At 42.1% G+C, this 21,062-nt stretch carries 21 protein-coding genes; 12 read left to right on the plus strand and 9 right to left on the minus strand.

Annotated elements, in window-relative coordinates:
* Positions 1-26: 26 nt before the first annotated feature.
* Complete coding sequence (glmM, locus tag ACP8HG_RS18495; RefSeq protein ID WP_187046466.1) at positions 27-1,376, plus strand: phosphoglucosamine mutase; 1,350 nt, start codon at positions 27-29, stop codon at positions 1,374-1,376.
* Between the two features lie 137 nt (positions 1,377-1,513).
* Here the strand turns inward: glmM and pstB are convergent, their stop codons facing one another.
* The 5 genes from pstB to ACP8HG_RS18520 all read right to left on the minus strand — a co-directional run bounded on the left by pstB (position 1,514) and on the right by ACP8HG_RS18520 (position 5,996).
* Complete coding sequence (gene pstB / locus ACP8HG_RS18500) at positions 1,514-2,287, minus strand: phosphate ABC transporter ATP-binding protein PstB (RefSeq protein ID WP_231885811.1); 774 nt, start codon at positions 2,285-2,287, stop codon at positions 1,514-1,516.
* A gap of 61 nt (positions 2,288-2,348) precedes the next feature.
* Positions 2,349-3,221 (minus strand): phosphate ABC transporter permease PstA, encoded by an 873-nt coding sequence (gene pstA, locus ACP8HG_RS18505; protein ID WP_067204887.1) that lies wholly within the window; start codon positions 3,219-3,221, stop codon positions 2,349-2,351.
* Position 3,222: 1 nt separating this feature from the next.
* On the minus strand, positions 3,223-4,161 hold the full coding sequence (gene pstC, locus ACP8HG_RS18510) for a phosphate ABC transporter permease subunit PstC (protein ID WP_156475937.1): 939 nt from the start codon (positions 4,159-4,161) through the stop codon (positions 3,223-3,225).
* 92 nt (positions 4,162-4,253) lie between these two features.
* Positions 4,254-5,186 carry a PstS family phosphate ABC transporter substrate-binding protein gene (locus ACP8HG_RS18515; protein ID WP_067204890.1) on the minus strand — a complete coding sequence of 311 codons (933 nt, stop codon included), beginning with the start codon at positions 5,184-5,186 and terminating at the stop codon, positions 4,254-4,256.
* Between the two features lie 369 nt (positions 5,187-5,555).
* A complete protein-coding gene (locus tag ACP8HG_RS18520; RefSeq protein WP_338653922.1) occupies positions 5,556-5,996 on the minus strand; it encodes a YtoQ family protein in 441 nt (146 codons plus the stop codon).
* A 107-nt stretch (positions 5,997-6,103) separates the two neighbouring features.
* On the opposite strand from ACP8HG_RS18520, the gene ACP8HG_RS18525 reads away from it, so the two are divergent.
* Together ACP8HG_RS18525 and ACP8HG_RS18530 are read left to right on the plus strand one after the other, a co-directional pair.
* Positions 6,104-7,672 carry an amidohydrolase gene (locus tag ACP8HG_RS18525; protein ID WP_421102084.1) on the plus strand — a complete coding sequence of 523 codons (1,569 nt, stop codon included), beginning with the start codon at positions 6,104-6,106 and terminating at the stop codon, positions 7,670-7,672.
* Positions 7,673-7,720: 48 nt separating this feature from the next.
* Positions 7,721-8,611 carry a phosphotransferase family protein gene (locus tag ACP8HG_RS18530; RefSeq protein WP_421102086.1) on the plus strand — a complete coding sequence of 297 codons (891 nt, stop codon included), beginning with the start codon at positions 7,721-7,723 and terminating at the stop codon, positions 8,609-8,611.
* A gap of 56 nt (positions 8,612-8,667) precedes the next feature.
* On the opposite strand, the gene ACP8HG_RS18535 is transcribed toward ACP8HG_RS18530, so the two are convergent.
* Complete coding sequence (locus tag ACP8HG_RS18535) at positions 8,668-11,136, minus strand: MMPL family transporter (RefSeq protein WP_438297545.1); 2,469 nt, start codon at positions 11,134-11,136, stop codon at positions 8,668-8,670.
* Positions 11,137-11,138: 2 nt separating this feature from the next.
* Positions 11,139-11,585, minus strand: a complete 447-nt coding sequence (locus ACP8HG_RS18540; RefSeq protein WP_338653916.1) for a MarR family winged helix-turn-helix transcriptional regulator — start codon at positions 11,583-11,585, stop codon at positions 11,139-11,141.
* A 123-nt stretch (positions 11,586-11,708) separates the two neighbouring features.
* On the opposite strand from ACP8HG_RS18540, the gene ACP8HG_RS18545 reads away from it, so the two are divergent.
* Both ACP8HG_RS18545 and ACP8HG_RS18550 read left to right on the plus strand, forming a co-directional pair.
* Positions 11,709-12,314: a class I SAM-dependent methyltransferase gene (locus ACP8HG_RS18545; protein WP_338653910.1), complete on the plus strand. Its 606-nt coding sequence runs from the start codon at positions 11,709-11,711 to the stop codon at positions 12,312-12,314.
* A 3-nt stretch (positions 12,315-12,317) separates the two neighbouring features.
* Entirely contained in the window at positions 12,318-12,509 is a 192-nt protein-coding gene (locus ACP8HG_RS18550) for a YwbE family protein (protein ID WP_338653908.1), read from the plus strand.
* A gap of 35 nt (positions 12,510-12,544) precedes the next feature.
* Here the strand turns inward: ACP8HG_RS18550 and ACP8HG_RS18555 are convergent, their stop codons facing one another.
* Together ACP8HG_RS18555 and ACP8HG_RS18560 are read right to left on the minus strand one after the other, a co-directional pair.
* Positions 12,545-13,789, minus strand: a complete 1,245-nt coding sequence (locus ACP8HG_RS18555) for an MFS transporter (protein ID WP_338653906.1) — start codon at positions 13,787-13,789, stop codon at positions 12,545-12,547.
* A gap of 21 nt (positions 13,790-13,810) precedes the next feature.
* Positions 13,811-14,857 carry an ArsR/SmtB family transcription factor gene (locus ACP8HG_RS18560; RefSeq protein ID WP_338653904.1) on the minus strand — a complete coding sequence of 349 codons (1,047 nt, stop codon included), beginning with the start codon at positions 14,855-14,857 and terminating at the stop codon, positions 13,811-13,813.
* 382 nt (positions 14,858-15,239) lie between these two features.
* Between ACP8HG_RS18560 and ACP8HG_RS18565 the strand changes: the two genes are divergently transcribed.
* From ACP8HG_RS18565 to ACP8HG_RS18595, 7 genes are all read left to right on the plus strand, one after another.
* Positions 15,240-15,374 (plus strand): DUF5412 family protein, encoded by a 135-nt coding sequence (locus ACP8HG_RS18565; RefSeq protein ID WP_338653902.1) that lies wholly within the window; start codon positions 15,240-15,242, stop codon positions 15,372-15,374.
* Positions 15,375-15,430: 56 nt separating this feature from the next.
* Entirely contained in the window at positions 15,431-16,594 is a 1,164-nt protein-coding gene (locus ACP8HG_RS18570) for a PstS family phosphate ABC transporter substrate-binding protein (protein ID WP_438297550.1), read from the plus strand.
* Positions 16,595-16,747: 153 nt separating this feature from the next.
* A complete protein-coding gene (locus ACP8HG_RS18575; RefSeq protein ID WP_399630376.1) occupies positions 16,748-17,302 on the plus strand; it encodes a copper resistance protein CopC in 555 nt (184 codons plus the stop codon).
* A gap of 3 nt (positions 17,303-17,305) precedes the next feature.
* A complete protein-coding gene (locus ACP8HG_RS18580) occupies positions 17,306-18,394 on the plus strand; it encodes a copper resistance D family protein (protein WP_438297552.1) in 1,089 nt (362 codons plus the stop codon).
* A 322-nt stretch (positions 18,395-18,716) separates the two neighbouring features.
* Complete coding sequence (locus tag ACP8HG_RS18585) at positions 18,717-19,733, plus strand: NAD(P)H-dependent flavin oxidoreductase (protein WP_438297554.1); 1,017 nt, start codon at positions 18,717-18,719, stop codon at positions 19,731-19,733.
* 61 nt (positions 19,734-19,794) lie between these two features.
* The gene (locus tag ACP8HG_RS18590; RefSeq protein ID WP_438297556.1) at positions 19,795-20,697 is read left to right on the plus strand and encodes a DMT family transporter; all 903 of its coding nucleotides are present in this window, start codon (positions 19,795-19,797) and stop codon (positions 20,695-20,697) included.
* Positions 20,690-21,007 carry a hypothetical protein gene (locus ACP8HG_RS18595; protein ID WP_438297558.1) on the plus strand — a complete coding sequence of 106 codons (318 nt, stop codon included), beginning with the start codon at positions 20,690-20,692 and terminating at the stop codon, positions 21,005-21,007. Before ACP8HG_RS18590 ends, ACP8HG_RS18595 begins: the two co-directional genes overlap by 8 nt.
* The last annotated feature ends 55 nt before the right edge of the window (positions 21,008-21,062 follow it).

Here is a 21,062-nt window from a genome sequence, read left to right on the forward strand (position 1 = left end):
GTGCAGGATTGAAAGGGAGAATGAAAATGACAAAGTATTTCGGGACCGATGGCGTCCGTGGGGTTGCAAATAAGGAATTGACACCGGAAATCGCATTTAGATTGGGTAGAATTGGTGGGCATGTGTTAACAAAAGAATCATCAGGGAAGTCACAAGTACTCGTCGGCAGGGATACGCGTATCTCGGGTCAGATGCTTGAAAATGCCCTAATTGCGGGTCTTTTATCGACGGGGATTGAAGTGATGACTCTTGGGGTTATTAGCACACCAGGTGTCGCTTACTTGACGCGCGTCATGAATGCACAGGCCGGAGTCATGATCTCAGCTTCACATAATCCTGTCGAAGACAATGGCATCAAGTTTTTTGGTGCAGATGGTTATAAACTGACGGATGAACAGGAAGAAGAAATTGAGCAACTGTTAAACGTACAAGAAGACTCGTTGCCGCGTCCGACTGGAGCAGACGTTGGTTTTATAACAGAGTATTTTGAAGGCGGACATAAATATATTCAGTACTTAAAACAGACGGTCGACGAGGAATTCGCGGGAATTCATGTTGCACTCGATTGTGCACATGGTGCGACATCTACACTGGCAACACATTTGTTTGCTGATCTTGATGCAGACCTAACAACAATGGGAGCATCGCCAAACGGCTTGAACATTAATGACGGTGTCGGTTCGACTCATCCTGAAGAATTGGGTAAACTCGTTGTTGAAAAAGGTGCCCATATTGGTTTAGCGTTTGACGGAGACGGAGATCGTCTTATCGCTGTAGATGAACGTGGAGAAGTTGTTGATGGTGACCAGATTATGTTCATCATCGCACGTCATTTACATGAAGGAGGCCGCCTTAAATCAGGAACGATTGTCTCAACGATTATGAGCAATCTAGGTTTCTATAAAGCATTGACGGAACACGGCATGAAGAGCATTCAGACAGCCGTTGGTGATCGGTATGTTGTAGAAGAAATGAGAAAAGGAAATTATAATCTTGGCGGTGAGCAATCAGGCCATATTATCTTCCACGATTACAATACAACAGGCGATGGGCTTCTTACAGGACTTCAGCTCGTTAACATTATGAAAATAACTGGACGTAAGCTATCTGAACTTGCGGCAGGCATGAAAATTTATCCGCAAAAACTTGTTAATGTACGTGTTACGGATAAGAATGCTGTGACGGATAATGCATTAGTAGCAGAAGTAATAGCAGAAGTAGAAAAAGAGATGGCAGGCAATGGCCGCGTTTTGGTTCGTCCTTCGGGCACTGAACCGCTTGTGCGCGTCATGGTAGAAGCGCCTTCTGAAGAAGATTGTGTACGTCTTGTTCAGCGTATTGTTGACGTTGTGCAAGCAGAAATGGGAACTGAATAAGAGACTAAACCATTGATCGAAGATGTCGTTATTGACGATATCTTCGGTTTTTTATTTTGCCGAAAACAAAAAGGCATCTCAAGATAGTGAGGAAAACACTAACTCGAGATGCCCTTTTTGTTTACCAAATGAGATTATCAACCGAATCGCCCGTTGATGTAGTCATCGGTGCGTTCGTCTGTCGGCGTACTAAATAGTGTGGATGTACGATCGCATTCTACGATTTCTCCGTTTAGGAAAAATGCAGTGCGGTCGGAAATTCGTGCTGCCTGTTGCATGTTATGTGTAACGATTGCTATTGTTACATCGTTTTTGATGTTGCGAATCAATTCTTCGACTTTATGTGTCGATACCGGGTCTAGTGCTGAAGTTGGCTCATCCATTAGGATTACTTCTGGGTCAACTGCGAGGCAGCGTGCTATACAGAGCCGTTGTTGCTGTCCGCCGGAAAGTCCATATGCGCTTTTGTTCAGACGGTCTTTTACTTCATCCCATAAGGCTGCTTTACGTAAGCTGTCTTCAACAATTGTATCTAACATTGCTTTGTTACGGATACCGTGAATCTTCGGCCCGTATGCAACGTTTTCATAGATGGATTTCGGGAATGGATTGGGTTTTTGGAATACCATGCCGACTTTTGAACGAAGCAATTCCACGGACATCGCTTTGCCAAGAATATTATTGCCCATAAATGTAACATTACCAGAAATGGTGACGTCGCCTACGTTTTCTACCATCCGATTTAGTGTTTTTAAATACGTAGATTTTCCGCAGCCGGAAGGGCCGATGATTGCTGTTACTTCTTTTTCATTGATGGACAAGTCGATGTTTTTAAGCGCGTGCGCCGTGCCATACCAGAGATTTAAACCGTTTGTTTCATAAACTGCTTTTGTCCAATTTTCATTTTTCATGACACGAAGCTTAGCATCTTCAGTAGGTCGAACGAGTGTTTTTGTCATAATAATCCTCCTATCAATTTTTAAGCTTTTTTTGTGATCTATTTCTAAAGTAAATCGCAAATCCGTTCATTGTAATGAGTAAGATCATAAGCACGATAATTCCTGCTGAGGCAGCATCTGCAAATTCGGGTTGTGGGCGTTTAGCCCAGTCGTAAATTTGCATCGGAAGAGCTGTAAATGTACTAAGCGGTCCAGTTGGCAGGAATTGAACGATAACCGGTATCCCAAGAACAATGAGCGGTGCTGTTTCACCGATGGCACGTGAGAAGGATAAGATGCTACCTGTCAAAATAGAACCTGCTGCGGACGGTAAAATCACATGAATGATTGTTTGCCATTTTGTTGCACCCATGCCATATGAAGCTTCTCGAAGTGTGTCTGGAACGGAACGAAGTGCTTCTTGGGAAGCTACGATGATGATTGGTAAGATTAGCAAACTCATCGTCAATCCAGCAGCCAAGATACTATTGCCTAATGATGATGCACGGACAAAAACAGTTAGACCAAGAAGTCCGAAGACAACGGAAGGAACGCCGGCAAGGTTACTGATATTCATTTCAATAAAAGAGGTCCATTTATTTTTTTTAGCATATTCTTCAAGGTAAATAGCGGAACAAAGGCCTAGGAACATGGATACCGGAATAACGACGGCCATGAGAGCCAGTGTACCGACAAGAGCTGCTTTAATGCCCGCCTTTTCAGGGAAGCGGGATCCGAAATTCGTAAAGAATGAAAAGTTCAACCGTCCGACACCATCTGCACCAATGCCGTAAAACAGGAAGAATGTAATTCCGAGGACGGCGGCAGCGATTGCACCGAACAGCCATTTCATCGCTGAATCTTTTGTAAGTCGACGATTTGTTTTTGACTGAAGAACGCGGTCCATATTAGTATTCCTCCCTGAATTTCGTCTTGATGTACAAAGCGGCCCGGTTCATTAGGAATGTGAACAAGAATAGCATGAACCCGACAGCGTAAATGGAATAATAGATTGTTGTGCCATAGCCTGCGTCGCCTGTTGCGACTTGAACGATATAAGAAGTCATCGTTTGAATTGAACCTGTAAAGTCCATATTGAATATTGGCGTGGAACCTGCGGCAAGTGAGACAATCATTGTTTCTCCTACAGCCCGTGAAGCAGCAAGGATAATCGATGCTGCAATACCGGAAATTGCTGCTGGAAAGACGACTTTGATAGCTGTTTCAAATTTTGTAGACCCAAGCGCGTAAGACCCCTCGCGGAATGAAGCAGGAACAGCAGAAAGTGCATCTTCCGAAAGCGAGATTATCATTGGTAAAATCATAATACCGACTACAATACCGGCACTTAGTGCGTTAAATAACTTCAATTGTGGAATGAAAGACTGGAGCCATGGTGTCACGACTGTTAAGGCAAAAAATCCGTAAACAATCGTTGGAATTCCAGCCAGTAACTCAATAATTGGTTTGATGAACTTTTTGATTTTTGGTGACGCATATTCACTGAGGAAAATTGCACACGCAAGTCCGAAAGGGACCCCGATAAGAAGCGCAACACCTGCGATTTTTAAAGTTCCGACGATTAAGGGAAGTACACCGAATGCCTGATCAGCATTGGAGAAAGGTGCCCATTCAGTTCCAAAAATGAAGTCAGTGATCTTTATTTCTTGAAAAAAGATGAATGTTTCTTTCAGTAATGTATAGATAATCCCAAATGTTGCCAGTACAGTGATGGAAGTGACAGCGAGTAAAAGATGCGGGATGAGTTTGCCAAACTTCTCATTCTTTTTAGCAGCAGCAATGACATCGCGTGTTCGCAACTTATCTGTCGGTTTTATTGAAGTCAATCTATGGACCTCCTATTGGATAACGTTGTTTAGTTACGGTGTTGAAAGGATAATGGCTGCCCTACTATGCAGGACAGCCAGGAATCGTTCTATTATTTCAGAGAATCCAATGCTTTACGTCCTTCTTCATAGTCTGCTTCAGGCAGTTGTACATAACCAACTGCTTCGGCCATTTCTGCTGAGTTGTCGATAACAAACTCCATGAAGTTACGAACTTCTTTTTTCTCTTTAACTGCATCGTTGCTGACATAAATGAATAGTGGGCGAGAGAATGGAGTGTATTCGCCAGACTCGATTGTTTGTGCATTCGGTTCAATACCATCTATTAATACTGCATTTAGCGCGTCTTTATTTGATTCGTAGTAAGCATAACCGAAAAATCCAATTGCATTTTTGTCACCTTTAATTCCTGTAACAAGAACGTTGTCATCTTCAGAAAGTGTTGCAGATTTTACAAGGTCAGCATCTTCCAAGACAACTTCATTGAAGTAGTCATATGTGCCAGAATCTGTACCTGGTGAATAGAAGACGATTTCTTCAGCTGGCCAGCTTGGGTTGATATCAGACCATTTTTTTGCTGATCCATCTTCTGCCCACATTTTCGCGAGATCTTCAACAGTAAGTGAATCGACCCAAGTGTTTTCTTTATTTACAACGATTGTTAAACCGTCGTTTGCAATTTTAAGTTCTGTATAATCAACGCCTGCTTCGTCAAGCTTTGCTTTCTCTTCATCTTTAATGGGGCGGGATGCATTTGAGAAGTCTGTTGAACCAGCGATGAATTTTTCAAATCCGCCACCTGTACCGGAAACACCTACGGATACTTTAACGTCTTTTTCAGCTTGTGCATATTCTTCAACAATCGCTTCCATGATTGGCGCAACAGTCGACGATCCGTCCCCTGCTACACTACCGCTTAAGCCTTCACTAGTTTTAGCTGATGTATTACCGTCCGCTCCACCGCAAGCAGCGAGAAAGATTGAGCATGCAAGTCCGAGTGTTGCGAGTGTTTTCATGTTTTTCATCTGTTGTTGCCCCCCTAGAGTGTTTTGACTACAATTCAAATGATAGAGGAGAATTGTTGAGCGGGTATGAAGGAATCGTTAAGGTTTTGTAAACGAGATAGGGGGATATGATCGGTGTGGAAGGGTATATGATTGTTCTTCGCGGTTGTATGATCGGTGTAGGAACGCCATTAAAAAAGACTGCCCTGATGAGGACAGCCCGTGGGATGGTATTTAAAAAGGTATAAGTTTTTTCAACCTGGAGCAGTGTCTAGGCTCCAGGCGCAAACCCTCGGGTCATAAGTCGTTTTGCTATGGGGCTGAAGTACGCCTCCTCGCAAACCGTCTTATGCCTGTCGGGGCTAAACGGCAGCTTGCGCTTTTCTTAGTTCATTCGAAAATATAATGCAGTGCTTTTACAGCCTGATCGACAGTTTCGACGGTAGCGTTTGCTTTGCGGGACAATTCCTTTAGTGCATGATGATGTGCTTCATTACGAATTAGGATGAGTGGTTTGCCGAATGCGACGGCGGCACTCGCGTCCATCGCGGTATTCCACTGCTTATATTTCTCCCCAAATAAAGCGATGACAAGATCGGCTTGCTTCATTAATAGCTCCGTACGCAAATTATTAAAGTTTGATGCCGCAGCATCTTTGGAAATTGAATTCGGCTGCTTGCCTAGAATATCTTCCCCGATGTTATCAGAACGGTCATGGTCTTCCATGGGACCGACGAAATCGATTGGCAACTTAAGTGCAGCCACTTTCATCTTTACTTCCTCACGCCATGAACTATGGATTTCCCCTGCCAGGTAAACAGTTAATCTCAACTTAACCCCTCCTAATCATTAATCTTAATTGTAGCATTCATATTCAAAATGTTGCTCGTGAATGACCGAAAGTTTAGACTATAACTAGAGAGATAGGGGGAATTGAGATGAAAACACTTTGGCATAATGGCACGATGTATACGATGGAGCAAGAAGGAGACCAAGTTGAGGCGCTGCTCACAGAAAACGGTAAGGTTAGTGCAGTTGGCACATATGGCGATTTAAAAGAACGAGCAGATAATGAAATTGACTTACAGGGTTCCGTTCTTTATCCAGGATTCGTCGATAGTCATATGCATATGATTGGTCACGGCGAAAAATTACTAAGTTTGGACTTATCGAAGGCAACGTCCGCTGATGACATGATGGATATGCTGATAAATGCTCATCCTGATTTGAAATCTGACGAATGGTTTATCGGAGAGGGATGGAATGAAAATAACTTCCCAGATAAAAAGATTCTCACGCGACATGAATTGGATAAGGTCACGGATTCCCCTATGATTTTGAAACGGACATGTAGACATGCGGCGCTCGCCAATTCAAAAGCGCTTGAGCTGGCAGGTATTTCAAAAGATACACTTGATCCCGAAGATGGTGTCATTATGCGTGATGCGAACGGGGAACCTACGGGCTACTTGAAAGAAGGAGCGCAGGAGATTGTACTTGCCCTTATTCCAGAGCCGACAGAAGAATCATTGACTCGGGCCTTACAAAAGTCAGTTGATGATTTGCTATCACTTGGACTGACAGGGGGAGTGACGGATGACCTCGGGTATTATGGGGATTATAAAAACCCGCTACAAGCATTCAAAAACGTTATTGGTGAACAGAAGAAATTCCGCGCACATTTATTACGACGGTCAATTGTTTTCCAGCAATTGAAGGAAGAGCAAGCTACTTATAATGAACCTTGGATTGAGCCCGGCGAGATGAAGTTTTTCATCGACGGAGCGCTTGGCGGTAAAACGGCTTTGTTAAGTAAACCGTATGCAGATACGCCCGAAACATTCGGCATGACAGTCATTACGGATGAAGAAATTGGTGCGATAGTGTCGCTCGCACGCAAGTATGGCGAAGCAATTGCTGTTCATGTCATTGGGGATGCAGCTGTTGAAAAAGCACTAGATGCGATAGAGAAGTACCCGGTACCTACTGGCAAACGTGATCGACTTATCCATGTAAATGTCTTGCGTGAAGATCTAGTCGAGCGGATGGAAAAGTTGCCAGTCATCCTTGATATACAGCCGGTGTTTGTATCATCAGACTTCCCATGGGTCATGGATCGTTTAGGGGAAGACCGTCTTGATTGGGCCTATGCGTGGAAAAAGCTGCTTGACCGTGGATTCATTTGCGGCGGCGGTTCGGATGCGCCAATCGAGGAGGTCGACCCATTGCTTGGCATCTATGCAGCGGCAACGCGTCGGAAGCCTGGGGAAACCCACGAAGGCTATTTGCCAGATGAAAAACTAAGTCGCTTTGAAGCGGTCGGCCTCTTTACGACGGGGAGTGCGGGAACAATCGGAAAATCGGACGTCCGCGGTAAGCTTGCGCCCGGGTTCGATGCTGATTTCACTGTGCTCGACAAGGATTTATTCCGAGTGGAAGATGAAGAAATCGTGAACGCGAATGTTGTGATGACCGTTGTTGCGGGTGAAGTGATGTATAGAGGGTGAAATGGGACTCGCCTAATCCATGATTCATGTTTAAAGGAGGGGTGGAATTTGCGACCAATCGAAAAAGCAGAAATCTGGGTGCAGCAAGAAGTAGGGGGTGTCGTCCATTGGATGAAACGACTCCCAGGCAGTACATCCTCACTTCTTTATGAAGTGAAGACGGAAGACTCGGAAATGGTTTTACGACAATTTGACAATGAGGAGTGGCTTCTTGAAGAACCTGATCTCGTCAAGCACGAAGCGGCGAGCCTTCGAAAAGCTTCGGATAGTGGGCTGCCGACTCCAGCGCTGATTGGGTCTGATGAAACAGGAAAGCTGAGCGGGTTACCGTCTATCCTTATGACGAAAGTTGAAGGGAAAGTAGAGCTTCTGCCAGATGATTTCAACCAATGGACGGATGGATTGGCAAAAGTACTTGTGCAAATTCATCAAGTTAAAGCGAATGATTTTACATGGAAATATGCGCCGTATACAAAACGGGCGGACGTCAAATTCCCCGAATGGACGAAGAAACGGGATGTGTGGCAGGCGGCATTTGAACGTTTCCATGGAACGGAGCCTGAATTTCTCGAGACGTTTATTCACCGCGACTTTCATCCTGCAAACGTGTTGTGGACTAACAAAGAAGTCAGTGGGATTGTCGATTGGCCGAATGCATGCCGCGGTCCAGCGGGTATCGACGTGGGTCATTGTCGTGTGAACCTCGCGCTGTTGCATAGCGTCGAAGTGGCAGACCTATTTTTACAAGCATATCAAAGACATGCTGAACCCTCATTTTCGTATGAGCCCTATTGGGATATTGTCTCCGTGTTTGATTTCTTGGACGGACCTCCTGTTGTATATAGTGGCTGGGCGGCATTTGGTGTTACAGGTTTGACGGATGAAATGATGGCAGCACGATTGGATCAATATTTGGAGAGTATCAGTAACAAAGAGTAGAATCATTAAAAAAGCGTCCGTTCCCCACAAAAGGAACGGACGCTTTACGTATTATATCAACCTCTGAACGGCCACCATACCCCTCTGCCAAACGATACAGTAATCGCCGGAATGAGTAATGGAAGAATGATGAGTCCATACAGAAGGAGTCCTGTAATGACAATTGTAGCGATTTGTACGAGACTCAACACGCCTGAAGGCATCATTGCACCGAATGTTCCGGCGAGTATGATGGATGCAGTAATGATGACCGTACCCATTTTAGCCATCGACATCGTAAGGGCCTCTCGTATATTCAGCCCATTAATGCTCTCCTCACGGAAGCGGTCGAGTAAGAAAATGGAGTAATCCACACCGAGCGCAATAAGCAGAATGAAGCCAAAGAATGGAACTGCCCAGCTGATACCATCATAACCCAACATATTGACAAAGATGAGTTCAGTTACAGCGATAGATGTGTAATATGTGAGCAGCAAGGAGCCAATCATATACAAAGGCATGATTGCAGAACGGAATAAGAACGTCAAGACGACGAACAAACTGGCAAGCATAATAATGACTGTGCGCTTGAAGTCTTTTGACGAAATATCATATAGATCCGAATTCATGCTGGATACACCGCTATACGCAAGCTCTGCGTCAAAGAAAGGTGTTCCGATAACTGAACGGCTTACACTGTCTTTAATGTCATGCACCGTTTGGATCGCTTCCCTTGAATAAGGATCATAGTCCAAAATCACTTCAAGTAAAATCCCTGATTCGGCTCCGAACGTATAACGGTCAATCACCGGCTTGAACGTTTCATTGCTGAGCGTGCCTGACGGGATGAACAAACCGGTAGCACGCACACTGTCCGACTCACTCATTTCTTTTAATGACGCGGATAATTCGCCAAGACCGGAACCGATTTCATCCAGGCCTTTAGTAGAAGCACCAACACCTGCAGAAAGCTGCCCGATACCACCTGCGGCTTGTGCAAGTCCAGCACCATTGACTTCAGCTGCAGAACCGGTAGAAAATATGCCGGTCACTTGGTCCAGTCCGCCTTGAACTTCTGTCAGTCCTTTTTTTACCTCATCCAGTCCACCAGTCGCATCACCAAGACCCTCTGACATAAGACCAAGCTGGTGGTCTACATACAAGTCTTCGATAATTTCACCAGTTGGACGCGTAATCGTCCGGACCGTTTTCACGCCGTCAATCTTCTCGATATCCCGGCTGATTGCTTCGAGATAGGTGACGTCAGTTTCATTGACAATCGGGCCGTCTTTTTTCAATAAAACCTGGATTGGCAACGAATCTCCTTTCCCGAATGCTTCAGAAATAGCATTGAGGCCCATGACCGATTCTTTACTCTTATCAATCTCATCGACTGTGTTGAATGACAAATCATTATCATATGTCAATAGAAGAGGGACTGTGATAACTGCCACAATTAGCATAGAAATGAGCGGCCGCTTGACCGAAACTTTACTGAAGGCAACCCATATTTTACTGTCTTTATGCGATGCAGCTTGTTTTGAAGGCCAAAACAATTTGTCTTTCAATAAAACCATGAACAATGGAACAACTGTAAATAGCACGACCATCAACACGGCAATTCCGACCGCGACGGCCACAGCTGATTTAAAAATCGGGAAGTCTGCAAATCCGATTGCTGCAAATCCGATAAAGACGGCAAGACCGCTGATGAACAGTGTACGACCTGCAGTTTTATACGTATTAACGACTGCATCCTCGACGCTATGACCTGCTAGCAATTCTTCTTTATAACGGCTGAGCAACAGAATACAATAATCCGTTCCTAGTCCGAAGAGGATAGCTACAAGGAAAATCTGTGTGTAATTAGAAACAGGGAATCCGAACCAGTCAATGAAAAAGGCAACAAATGATTGACTGAGTAAATAGGAGATCCCTACCGCAATAAGCGGTATAAATGGTGTGACAATTGAGCGGAATACGATGAGAAGCAAACCGAAAATAAGCACGACGGTAATAATTTCTGTTTTTTTCAAGCCGTCTTGTGCGCTTTGGTTTACATCATTGCCGATAATCGCTTCACCTGTTAAATAGACTGTCTGGTTTTTGGATAAAATATCACTATGAATTTTATCAGCAAGGGCAATAATTTCATCAAATGTACCGTCCACAGTAATTGGTACGAGGACTGTCTTCTGATCTTTTGAAACAAGTTGCGCTTCCAGTTCTTTACTTTCAAATGGGTTAAGTATTGCTGAAACTGGCTTGCCCAGGGCTTCAAGTTTGTCTACAACCGATTGAATTTCTTTTTTCATCGCAGCATCTACTGGTTTTTTCAGCGGATAGACGAGTGAAATCGTATCTTCGGAAGCACCGGCTTTTTCTAGCATATCAGCCGCTTTTTGCGAATCAGCACTGCTTGGAAGTTGTAGTGAGCCCGCTTCTTCTGCTTGTTTTGCCAAATTTGGTGCTAAAATGAATAACGCAATTGTCAATGTAAGTAAGCCGATGAAAATCGGCCATTTGAATTTTATAATAGCTCTCAAAATTACATCTCCTTCATTTGTAAAATCTCTTTAAGTTTTCGGAAGGTCTTAACGAATGTCTCCAGTTCCTTTTCATCAATCCGATCTTTAAAAAGTTTTTCAATATTTTCATAGACCGCATTATTGGACGTTTGAAGAACCTCGATACCTTCCGATGTAAGTCGTATGATTTTGGCTCGCTGATCGTTTTCGTCACGCTCGGATGTCACAAGTCCTTTTTCCTCCAACTTTTTTAAACGGCTCGAGACGGCGCTTTTATGTACACCTTGAATTGTGGCAAGCTTTCCGCTCGAAAGTGCTCCATAAGTAGAAAGGATTTTGAGTACTTGAATTTGCTCTGGAGAATACTCTTTCCAAATGGGAATATCCATGTTTTTAATAACATGTTCTGTCCCGAAAATCATTACTTCTTCGAATAAATCAACAGCTTCTAGTAGTTTTTCTCTCAATATAGTCTACCCCCTAAACCAATAATAGTAGTTTAGGGGGTAGACGAATAAATGTCAATGGCAAAGTAATCGGCCATTTTGTGATAAACTGAAGGAAGCAGATACAAAGGGGACTGAGAAGCTATGACAAATATGTGGCATGAACGTTTTTCCGTTGAAGAATACGTCTATGGCAAAGAACCCAACGGATTTCTTATGGAGGCGGCACAGCAATTACCGAAGGGTAAAGTGCTTTGTATCGCGGAAGGTGAAGGGCGTAACTCAGTCTACTTGGCAACGCTTGGCTTTGATGTGACAGCATGGGATTATGCGCCGGCAGGACTGGAGAAGACAAAGCAGTTGGCGGGTGAAAAAGGTGTCGTTGTAAAAACGGAACTGCACGATTTGGCAGAAGTGGCATGGGAAGAAGAGCAGTGGGATGCCATCGTTCATATCTTCGGACATTTCCCGGGAAACGTTATGGACCGTACACTAGCAGGGATTAAAAAGGCATTAAAACCTGGTGGATGCTATGTAAGTGAGTTGTATACGAAAGAACAGCTCCAGTACGGAACAGGCGGCCCACGGGTTGAAGAAATGCTGTGTAATCCTATTAAGATGCTCGAACAATTCGATGGTTATTTCGTCAAACACTTCCATATCGGGGAAGTCAATCGCGTGGAAGGCCAACTTCATACAGGAACCGCACACGTCGTGCAAAGTATGTTTCAAAAAAGAGAGGAAGAATAATATATGAATGGACAGAATCGTGCAGATGTAACACCAGGCTTAAAAGTAGCAGTTATCTTGAAAAAAGATCAGCGGTCGGGCTCGAAAACGGAAGGTGTCGTTAAAGATTTATTGACGAACTCAAGTTTCCACCCGCATGGCATTAAAGTACGCTTAGAAGACGGACAAGTTGGACGGGTTTGCGAGATTTTATAATAAGAAAAGGCCTAAAAAGGATAACCATGCGCAGTCTATTGCCGCGCGTAGTTATTCTTTTTAGGTAATAATTCAGGTTGGGGTGGACCATCAATGAACTTGAAATAAGGAAAGACGATACCAATGATAGATACCAAACTTATCGCTAATCCAATCATTATATATAAAGGTCTAATTCCCCATAACTCACTAATAATTCCTCCAAAAACAATCCCAATTGGCATCGCCGTTCTACTAATTACTAATCTAACCGACATCACTTTCCCCATCATATGATTCGGAATCGCCCGCTGACAAATTGTGATGTTGTGAATACTGAAGAAAGCCATCATAATTCCTGCAATAATTTCGACGATAATCGCTAAAATGATTGCATTAATAATTCCTAACGAAATGTAGGTTAATCCACCGATTACTAGGGATCCTAACATGAACATTCTTCGACTTCGGAATTTTATCTTTCCAATTAACAGAGATCCGATGACATAACCCAATGGAAAGCCAGCCATAAAGAGGCCATAATCTTCATAATTCCCCTTCAGCACATCCGTGATATACGGTAAATTAATCACCATTGTGACACCAACGCCAAATTGGACGAATGCAAGGAAGATTCCCAGCCACACGATTGTTCGTTCTTTAAAAAAGTAATGGATGCCTTCCTTGAATTGTTCCAACCAAGTCTTCCGTATATCTTGAGGAACTCGTTGCTCGTCCATCCGTAACAGCAAAAATCCACTTAGCGCAAGCAATATAAACACGAGTAACAGAGTGAAATCCGTCCCTATATAATTAATAACAACTCCACCAGCCATGGGTGCTAAGAACATCATAAGCCTCGTTGTACCATCGAGATAAGCATTGGCCGTACTTAACTGTTCCTTAGCTACGATTGTCGGTGTAATCGCTTGACTTGCAGGAACGTAAAGTGGGGTGACAAGGCCAATGATGACCTGAACTACATAGATATGCCAAACTTCCAAATGGCCAAGGAACATTGATAAAAGTGGCACCAGAAAAATCAATGCCCGTGTCCACTGGGAGAAAATCATAATCCATTTGCGACTCCATTTATCAATGAACGGCCCACTGACGAGTTGAAACACGATTGAGGGGAGAAAGTACAGTAACCACATACTACCCAACGCCAGTTTTGACCCCGTGAGTTCATAAACAATAATCGAATTGCAAAACGTGCCAAAGGAGCCGCCCAGTTCGGATATGGCACTCCCCGCCCACAATGAAACGAAGCCCCTATTTTTTAAGACAGTAGTGTTCATAAGCTGCCGCTCCTTCAAGTATTATTGGGTTAAATAGAGTTCCAACTCTTTGGGCAAGGAAGCAACGGACTTTTCTTTCAAATAATAATTGGAGGATTTTTGACCAACTAAAGAGGCGGCCTTTAAAATTTTTAAATGATGATGAACAGTTGATTTCCCTAATTCGAGCTGCTCAGTTATATCCTTTAACGTGCAATCTTGTTCAGATAAAAGCTTAACCATGCGAAGCCGGACTTCATCTCCCAATGCTTTATGTTTCTGAATTAAAAAGTAATCGGGAAGGTACTTATCAGTTGGATCAATGCTTGTGTTCGGAATCGGATAATAAAAAACTTTCGTTTCTTCAATATCCGATACAATCGTCCAAGGCCGGTACGTCAATTGGGGAATCAGTAAAACACGATGAACGCTTGGCTCAGGAATATACTCTGTTCCATTTGTGGCCCATGCAACAAATTCTTCAGGCGTCAGTTTGTCTGTCATACTTCTTTTTTCATTGAGATCTCTTTCCAAGATGGCCAACAAGTGATTTGTGTCTGCATCAAGAACTGTTTCAGTCCACAAAGACATGACAGTTAGTAAATGCTTTTTAAAGTCAACGCCATTTACATTGCTGATAAAGTCAATATAAGCAGGTAGAAAAGGGTTTTCCTTTGCTACTTGTTTTATTAAATCGACAGCAACTTTATCACCATTCGCCGCAAGCATCCTACTTTCTTGTAAATCTGTTCCGAAGTATGGGAGACAAGTATACTTCAGTTCAACATCGCTTAAATTGTTGACATAAATCTTGAATTTTTCAATGTCATTCGAATTTCTTTCAAAAGCGTGTAAAAGTTGAAGTAAACTTTTCCATGTATTGTGTTCTTCAACGTAATTCAGTTCGATAACTAACTCGTCAGGTATTTCATTTCGAAGTAATTCAAATGTCCTTTTTTTCTCGAGCGTGTCTAGCAGCGGTGTATTTGTGATCGCTGCAATACCTAATGCACATTCCCATAATAGAGAATACTCGAGCTCCACTTTGTACGATTCTCTTTTTCTGCCTGTAATTGTTAGTGTATTCATACTAATCCGCCTCCTACTTGGTAAAGTATACCTATTTGGAATGCGAAGTTCAATAATTATAGAATATTTCGTTCAATTAATTTTGTACTATGACATATAAATCATAAATAGATAGGTTGTGACTTTTATCCATCAAACGTGAAAGTTTAAAAAATCACGTTTGTTTTAGAGTTGTTTGAGAGCGATGGACGAGTGAGCGTTCACCCTACGCAGCAAGAAATCCTAATAATGGTGCAGTAGTCGTTCAGTCCAAAGTGATCCGAGAGCATCAGTGTATAGGGCGTCTAGTGTTTAAACACAAAAGCAAGCAGTCATTCACTGGTTAATCAACAAATGTGTATTGGAAACATTTGTATGGAAAGAAACGTCTCGATAGGAGTGGGTGCACAATGAAGATTGTTCTAAAAGTAACCGGAAAAATCAAACGAAAATCGTTTGGATTGATAGTAATACAGTTTCAATCAACGGTGTTGAACTTAATGTGCAAAAAGATGTGTATGATTGGAGAGAACAGTAACGGGCTCAAATGAGGTTCGCTATACAGAAATGCTTTAATACTAAGGGGGACTCAGCTTGAAAAACATCCTAATGATTGCAACCATCCTAATGATTATTGTAGCGGCGACGATAGTGGCGTTGCCATTGGCTTTTATATCTGTTTTATTCATAACGCCGAATATGTATTATATAATACCTTTGCTTATTGCAATCTACGTAATACTGGTTGTTCTGATTCTATTCAAAACGATAGGTTGGACGAAATATCCGAACGGAAAAAAAGCTTTTTATGGCGTTGCTGCGCTGATAGCCGTTGTGGCATTGTCTTTCACGGCTTCCGGTATATATAAGCAGAACTTGGACAGGTTGGAGGATACAGAAGTGAACCTGCAACAATACAGTCCGTTCGCATCTGGGACGAAAGCTATGAAACTGGACGAGCCAGCGACCTTGAAGCTGGAATCGGATTTACCTGTCATAGATGGTGCGACCGCGCTTTACCCAATGTATGCTGGATTCGCACAGGCAGTCTATCCAGAAAAGGAATACAACCTCTATAACAGTGAAGTGATGTCGAATATGACAAACGTAGCCTACGAAAAGCTCATTGATGGGGAAGTCGATATAATTTTTGTAGCAGGTCCTTCTTCTACTCAATTGGCATCAGCAGAACGAGCTGGCAAAGAATTAACGCTGACACCAATCGGTAAAGAAGCGTTCGTTTTTTTCGTCAATGCGAAAAACCCTGTAAAAACCTTGACGATGAATGAAATCAAAGGGATTTATTCCGGAGAAATAACAAATTGGAAAGACGTAGGCGGAAAGAAAAAAGCGATACGGGCATTCCAGCGGCCACAAGACAGCGGCAGTCAGACTGCACTTCAAAACTTGATGGGTGACGTGCCGATCATGGATCCTCCTGTTGAAAATGTGATTGATCTTATGGGAGGAATTATTAATGAGGTATCGGACTATACGAACTACAACAATGCATTAGGCTTTACATTCAGATATTATTCAACCGAAATGGTCACTAACGATAAAATCCGATTGCTTCAAATTGAAGGGGTTGAACCGTCATCAGAAACAATCCGGTCCGAAGATTATCCTCTTACGGCTGATATTTATGCCGTGACTGCGGGCAGTGATAATTCACATATCGGGGAATTCATCGATTGGATTTTGTCTGACCAAGGACAGGCAATCATCGAGAAGACGGGGTATGTTACAAACCGATAGGCTGAAAACGGGATTGCTTTACTCGTAATAGTATAAGGAATAAAAACACTTCACGAATTTTTCACAACGAAAAGCTACACTGAAATTGATTTGATTATCTTCAAGTTTTTAAGTCCATAGTTTTAATCAGCAATTAAATTAGGAGGAATTACAGTGAAAAAGTTATTATTAATTACATTTGTCTTCATGTTTACTTTTACTACCAGTGCTCTGGCACATACAGGGTTAGAAACGTCTTCCCCAGAAGATGGAGAAGTTGTTACAGAAGAAATGCGCGAGATAGCCTTAACCTACGAAGGGAAAATCGAACAAGGCGGAACGTTAGAGGTCAGTAATTCAAATGGCCAATCTATTCCAGTTGAAGATATTTCCATAGCAGATACGCAAATGACAGGGACGTTTACAAATGCCTTGGAAAATGGTGACTATACAGTTGTTTGGAATATTATTGGAGCAGATGGTCATCCGATTGCAGGAGAATTTTCTTTCACTGTAGATGTTCCTGTATCTGAAACAGCAGTTGAAAATGAATCCGAAGCCGAAGCCAATTCACAAGATGTAAATCAAGATGAAACACCATTAGAAAATGTTGAAGATACTAAAACAAATGAACAAAGTCAATTACCTTCTTATCTCATTCCTGTAATCGTTATTGTCTTAATTGCAATTATTATGGGGATTTTCGTCGGGTTAAGGAGAAAAAAATAATAAATGTTTATGGTAATTGTTAGTGAAATACTTTTATATCTTTGCGTATCGCTTCTTATAGGAAGTTTTCTTATAGCTCTAGTACCGAGTTCTTTTCGACCGGAAGTAAACATACCAAGAAGTGTACAAATTATAGCTACAATCGGTATCGCAGTTTTCTCATTTGCGCCTGTTTTAGTGCTAATCATATATTTGTACGAGAATATGGGGCTTTCTGAAACACTACAGACAGTTCTACTTACTTTTGAAGTCGGCAAAGCATGGATTTTCACTTTTCTAGTTGTCAATGTCTTATTCATTTTTATCGTTTGGTTTGATGATCGTAAGAAACCAATCTACTCTTATATAGGAATCATTTTTGTTGTCATTTTAATCATGGGAATTGGTTGGGCTAGTCACGCTAGTTCCCTTGATCATGTCAAAGGATTTTTAACGCATACAAGCCATTTTACAGCGGTGAGTATTTGGGTAGGAATCTTGCTTGTTGTTAGCTGGTTTTCAAAAGATCATTCAAACTGGTTGAATTTCTTGAAATGGTTCTCGCCTGTTGCCATTATTTGTTTTAGCATCACCTTTGTGTCAGGACTTATTTTAATGACATTTGTAGTGGAGTTTAATGAATATGCCAATGCGTGGATGCTTCCGTATGGTCAATTATTGTTATTAAAACATTTAACGATCATTCCATTACTGGTATATGCAGGGATCAACAGCATACTTATTAGAAAGAAGTTACTTAAGGATAATGACTTTAATCCAATACCTTGGATAAGAGCGGAAAGCATACTTATTTTGGTTGTTTTTTCGATAACGGCTGCATTAGGTCAACAATCGCCGCCTAGCGAAAACATATTGAAAAATGAAGGACTTTCCAAGCTGTTCAGTTTCTTTTATCAAGGTCAGTTTCAGCAAGGAATGAATGTCGAACTTGTAGCAGATGCCACAGGTCTCTCTCTTATACTGTTAGCGATTCTTTTCGTCGTTTTAACTGTGTACTCATTTATTAAGAAAGCACCGGTAATCGTAACTTTCATTTTGAGTATTCTTTTCATCTTTACAAGTTATTTAGCTTTACTACTTAGTATCCAATAGAAAAAGTGAAAGGTAGCTGACTTAGCTACCTTTTTTTCTATATAATGGGTACTATAGAGATTAAAATAAAGAATTCTAGTGAATTCGCTTCGGGATGCCTCTCGCCCTAAGAGAGATGAGGTACCCCTTAACCTATATGGAATAACCTCTTGTCATTAACTATATAATTTCTGCAAAGAACGCAGAAATTATACAAACCGAACTCTTCGTTGTTCGGTTGCCTACCCCTTGTGAGGCGCCTTCATTTGGTTAATATAGGTTTCATTTGTCCAACATATATAGCGGTATTTACGTTGAACGCAGAGAATTGGAGGAGAGTCGAATGAATAAGCTGAATTTGATGGCAATGTTAGGAATCGAGCATCCAATCATCCAAGCACCAATGGCGGGTGTGACGACGCCAGAGTTTGTAGCAACATCTGCAGAAGCGGGGATTCTCGGTTCAATTGGGGCTGGGTATCTTTCGGCCGAAGAGACGCGGAATTTCATTCGTGAAGTGAAAAGTCTTACGATGAAGCCATTTGCGTTGAATTTGTTTGTTCCAAAAACGGTGAATCCGAGTCAGGAGCAATTACGGGGGGCATATGAAGCACTCCAACCGATAGGTAAGGAACTCGGGATTCCTCAGTGGAATACGCCATTTTCAAAAACGGAATTTGAAGGGCAAGTTCAGGTACTAATAGAAGAAGGTGTGAAAGTCTGTTCATTTACTTTCGGACTGCCGGACGAAAAAACTGTGCAATTATTGAAGGGAAATGATGTATTTCTAATAGGGACAGCGACTTCAATAGAAGAGGCAGAACTGGCGGAGCAGGTGGGAATGGATGCGGTTGTAGTACAAGGTAGTGAAGCAGGTGGGCATCGTGGTTCCTTTGTAGGCGAATTAAAATTGATTTCATTGAATGAATTACTGCTGAAAGTAGTCTCCTCCGTTCGACTTCCAGTTATTGCAGCGGGCGGCATTGCAAGTAAAGAAAAAATGGTGGATGTGTTAGCTAGCGGGGCACAAGCTGTTCAAATCGGAACTGTACTTCTAGCTGCTGACGAAAGTGGTGCACATCCGCTTTATAAGCAGGCAGTTTTGGACGCGGATAAAAGATGTACAGTGTTAACAAAGGCGTTCTCCGGTAAAATGGCACGCGGAATTAGCAACCGCTTCATCAGTGAAATGAATGAAGCAATCATTGCTCCGTACCCATTTCAGAATGATTTAACAAAAGAGATTCGTAAAGAGGCGGCAAAGCAAGGGGATACTGAATTCATGTCATTATGGGCGGGTGAAAGTGTGCATTTAAGCACCAGTGGAAAACTCAAGAACATTATTGAAAGATTTGTCTAACAACATAGTCCATTCATCAATCTGATTTGGTACACTAGATATAAAAACGGCGGTGCATCATATGCGGAAATATATTGGGGAAATTGGACTTATCATTACAGCAATTATTTGGGGCAGCGGGTTTGTGGGCAGTGCCGTAGCCTTGGAATACTACACGCCGTATCAAATACTGGCAGGGCGCTTTTTAATCGGCGTACTCATTTTAGGAATCGTATTTAATAAACGGCTAAAAACGATAAAGAAAAGCACATTTATAAAAGGGTCGATATTAGGGATTTTCCTCTATATCGCTTTTGCTCTTCAAACGGTAGGTTTACAATATACGACTCCTTCAAAGAATGCATTCTTAACTGCTATCAATGTAGTTATTGTTCCTTTTATAGGGCTCGTCATTTATAAAAAGAAAATCGATATTTTTGAACTCGGTGGGGCATTTATGGCGATAATCGGAGTAGCGGTACTATCACTTAAATTCTCTTCTGAAGTCAACGTAGGGGATCTACTAACATTATGCTGTGCAGTTGGATTTGCTTTCCATATTTTCTACACCTCTAAATTTGTAAAAGACGAGGACCCTATCCAGCTAACGATTATTCAAATGATGGCAGCAGCAGTCATCGGGTGTCTGTTTGTAGTATTTAAAGGTGAAACAACTTTTTCTACGCAAACGGAAGGTTTGATTCCACTCCTCTATCTGGCAGTTTTTTCGACAACAATCGCATTTCTATTACAGACAGTTGCCCAAAAGTACATAACAGAAACAAAAGCAGCAATCATTCTATCTACCGAATCATTTTGGGGCATGGCATTTTCCGTTGCGATTTTAAGTGAAGTGATGACGGTGAAAATGGGTATTGGAGCGATTCTTATTCTTGGAGCGATTGTATTATCCGAGACAAAGCTTAGTTTTTTGAAAAAGAAACAGGTGACTGGAATGCTTGAAAGGTGGGATGACGGTGTCTAAGGCTGTTTACTGTGAAAAGTGTTCTAAAGAAATTAAGTTTAGGGGAGATTTAGTAACCGCAACTTTATTTTTTGTTATAGTCGCTTATCATGAAGATTGTTATGTAAAAGACTTGAAAGGGTTCAGAGGACTTTTCTTAGATAATCAACCGCTTAACGGTTTTCCGGGTAACTTTTTGTTTGTCGCCGCAGTCTTGGTGAGTATCGGATTTGCTTTTGGTTCGATGAAGTGGGTCTCAATTATAGCCTTACTTCCAGTGTTATACAGGATATATTCTTACTTTAGGTTTGAAAGAAAATTGGGAAAGTAGATAGGGAGTGTCCATCCCTCTCAATCCTAGACAGTAAATTTTCGGTGGCAGTCAC

This window comes from Sporosarcina sp. FA15 (genome assembly GCF_051550195.1).
In the GTDB taxonomy this organism is placed as follows: domain Bacteria; phylum Bacillota; class Bacilli; order Bacillales_A; family Planococcaceae; genus Sporosarcina; species Sporosarcina psychrophila.

Bases quoted from the DNA above. Each gene is read 5' to 3' on its own strand.
- glmM (WP_187046466.1), top strand. From the start codon at position 27: ATGACAAAGTATTTCGGGACCGATGGCGTCCGTGGGGTTGCAAATAAG.
- pstB (WP_231885811.1), bottom strand. From the start codon at position 2,287: ATGAAAAATGAAAATTGGACAAAAGCAGTTTATGAAACAAACGGTTTA.
- pstA (WP_067204887.1), bottom strand. From the start codon at position 3,221: ATGGACCGCGTTCTTCAGTCAAAAACAAATCGTCGACTTACAAAAGAT.
- ACP8HG_RS18515 (WP_067204890.1), bottom strand. From the start codon at position 5,186: ATGAAAAACATGAAAACACTCGCAACACTCGGACTTGCATGCTCAATC.
- ACP8HG_RS18525 (WP_421102084.1), top strand. From the start codon at position 6,104: ATGAAAACACTTTGGCATAATGGCACGATGTATACGATGGAGCAAGAA.
- ACP8HG_RS18545 (WP_338653910.1), top strand. From the start codon at position 11,709: ATGACAAATATGTGGCATGAACGTTTTTCCGTTGAAGAATACGTCTAT.
- ACP8HG_RS18550 (WP_338653908.1), top strand. From the start codon at position 12,318: ATGAATGGACAGAATCGTGCAGATGTAACACCAGGCTTAAAAGTAGCA.
- ACP8HG_RS18555 (WP_338653906.1), bottom strand. From the start codon at position 13,789: ATGAACACTACTGTCTTAAAAAATAGGGGCTTCGTTTCATTGTGGGCG.
- ACP8HG_RS18560 (WP_338653904.1), bottom strand. From the start codon at position 14,857: ATGAATACACTAACAATTACAGGCAGAAAAAGAGAATCGTACAAAGTG.
- ACP8HG_RS18580 (WP_438297552.1), top strand. From the start codon at position 17,306: ATGTTTATGGTAATTGTTAGTGAAATACTTTTATATCTTTGCGTATCG.
- ACP8HG_RS18585 (WP_438297554.1), top strand. From the start codon at position 18,717: ATGAATAAGCTGAATTTGATGGCAATGTTAGGAATCGAGCATCCAATC.
- ACP8HG_RS18590 (WP_438297556.1), top strand. From the start codon at position 19,795: ATGCGGAAATATATTGGGGAAATTGGACTTATCATTACAGCAATTATT.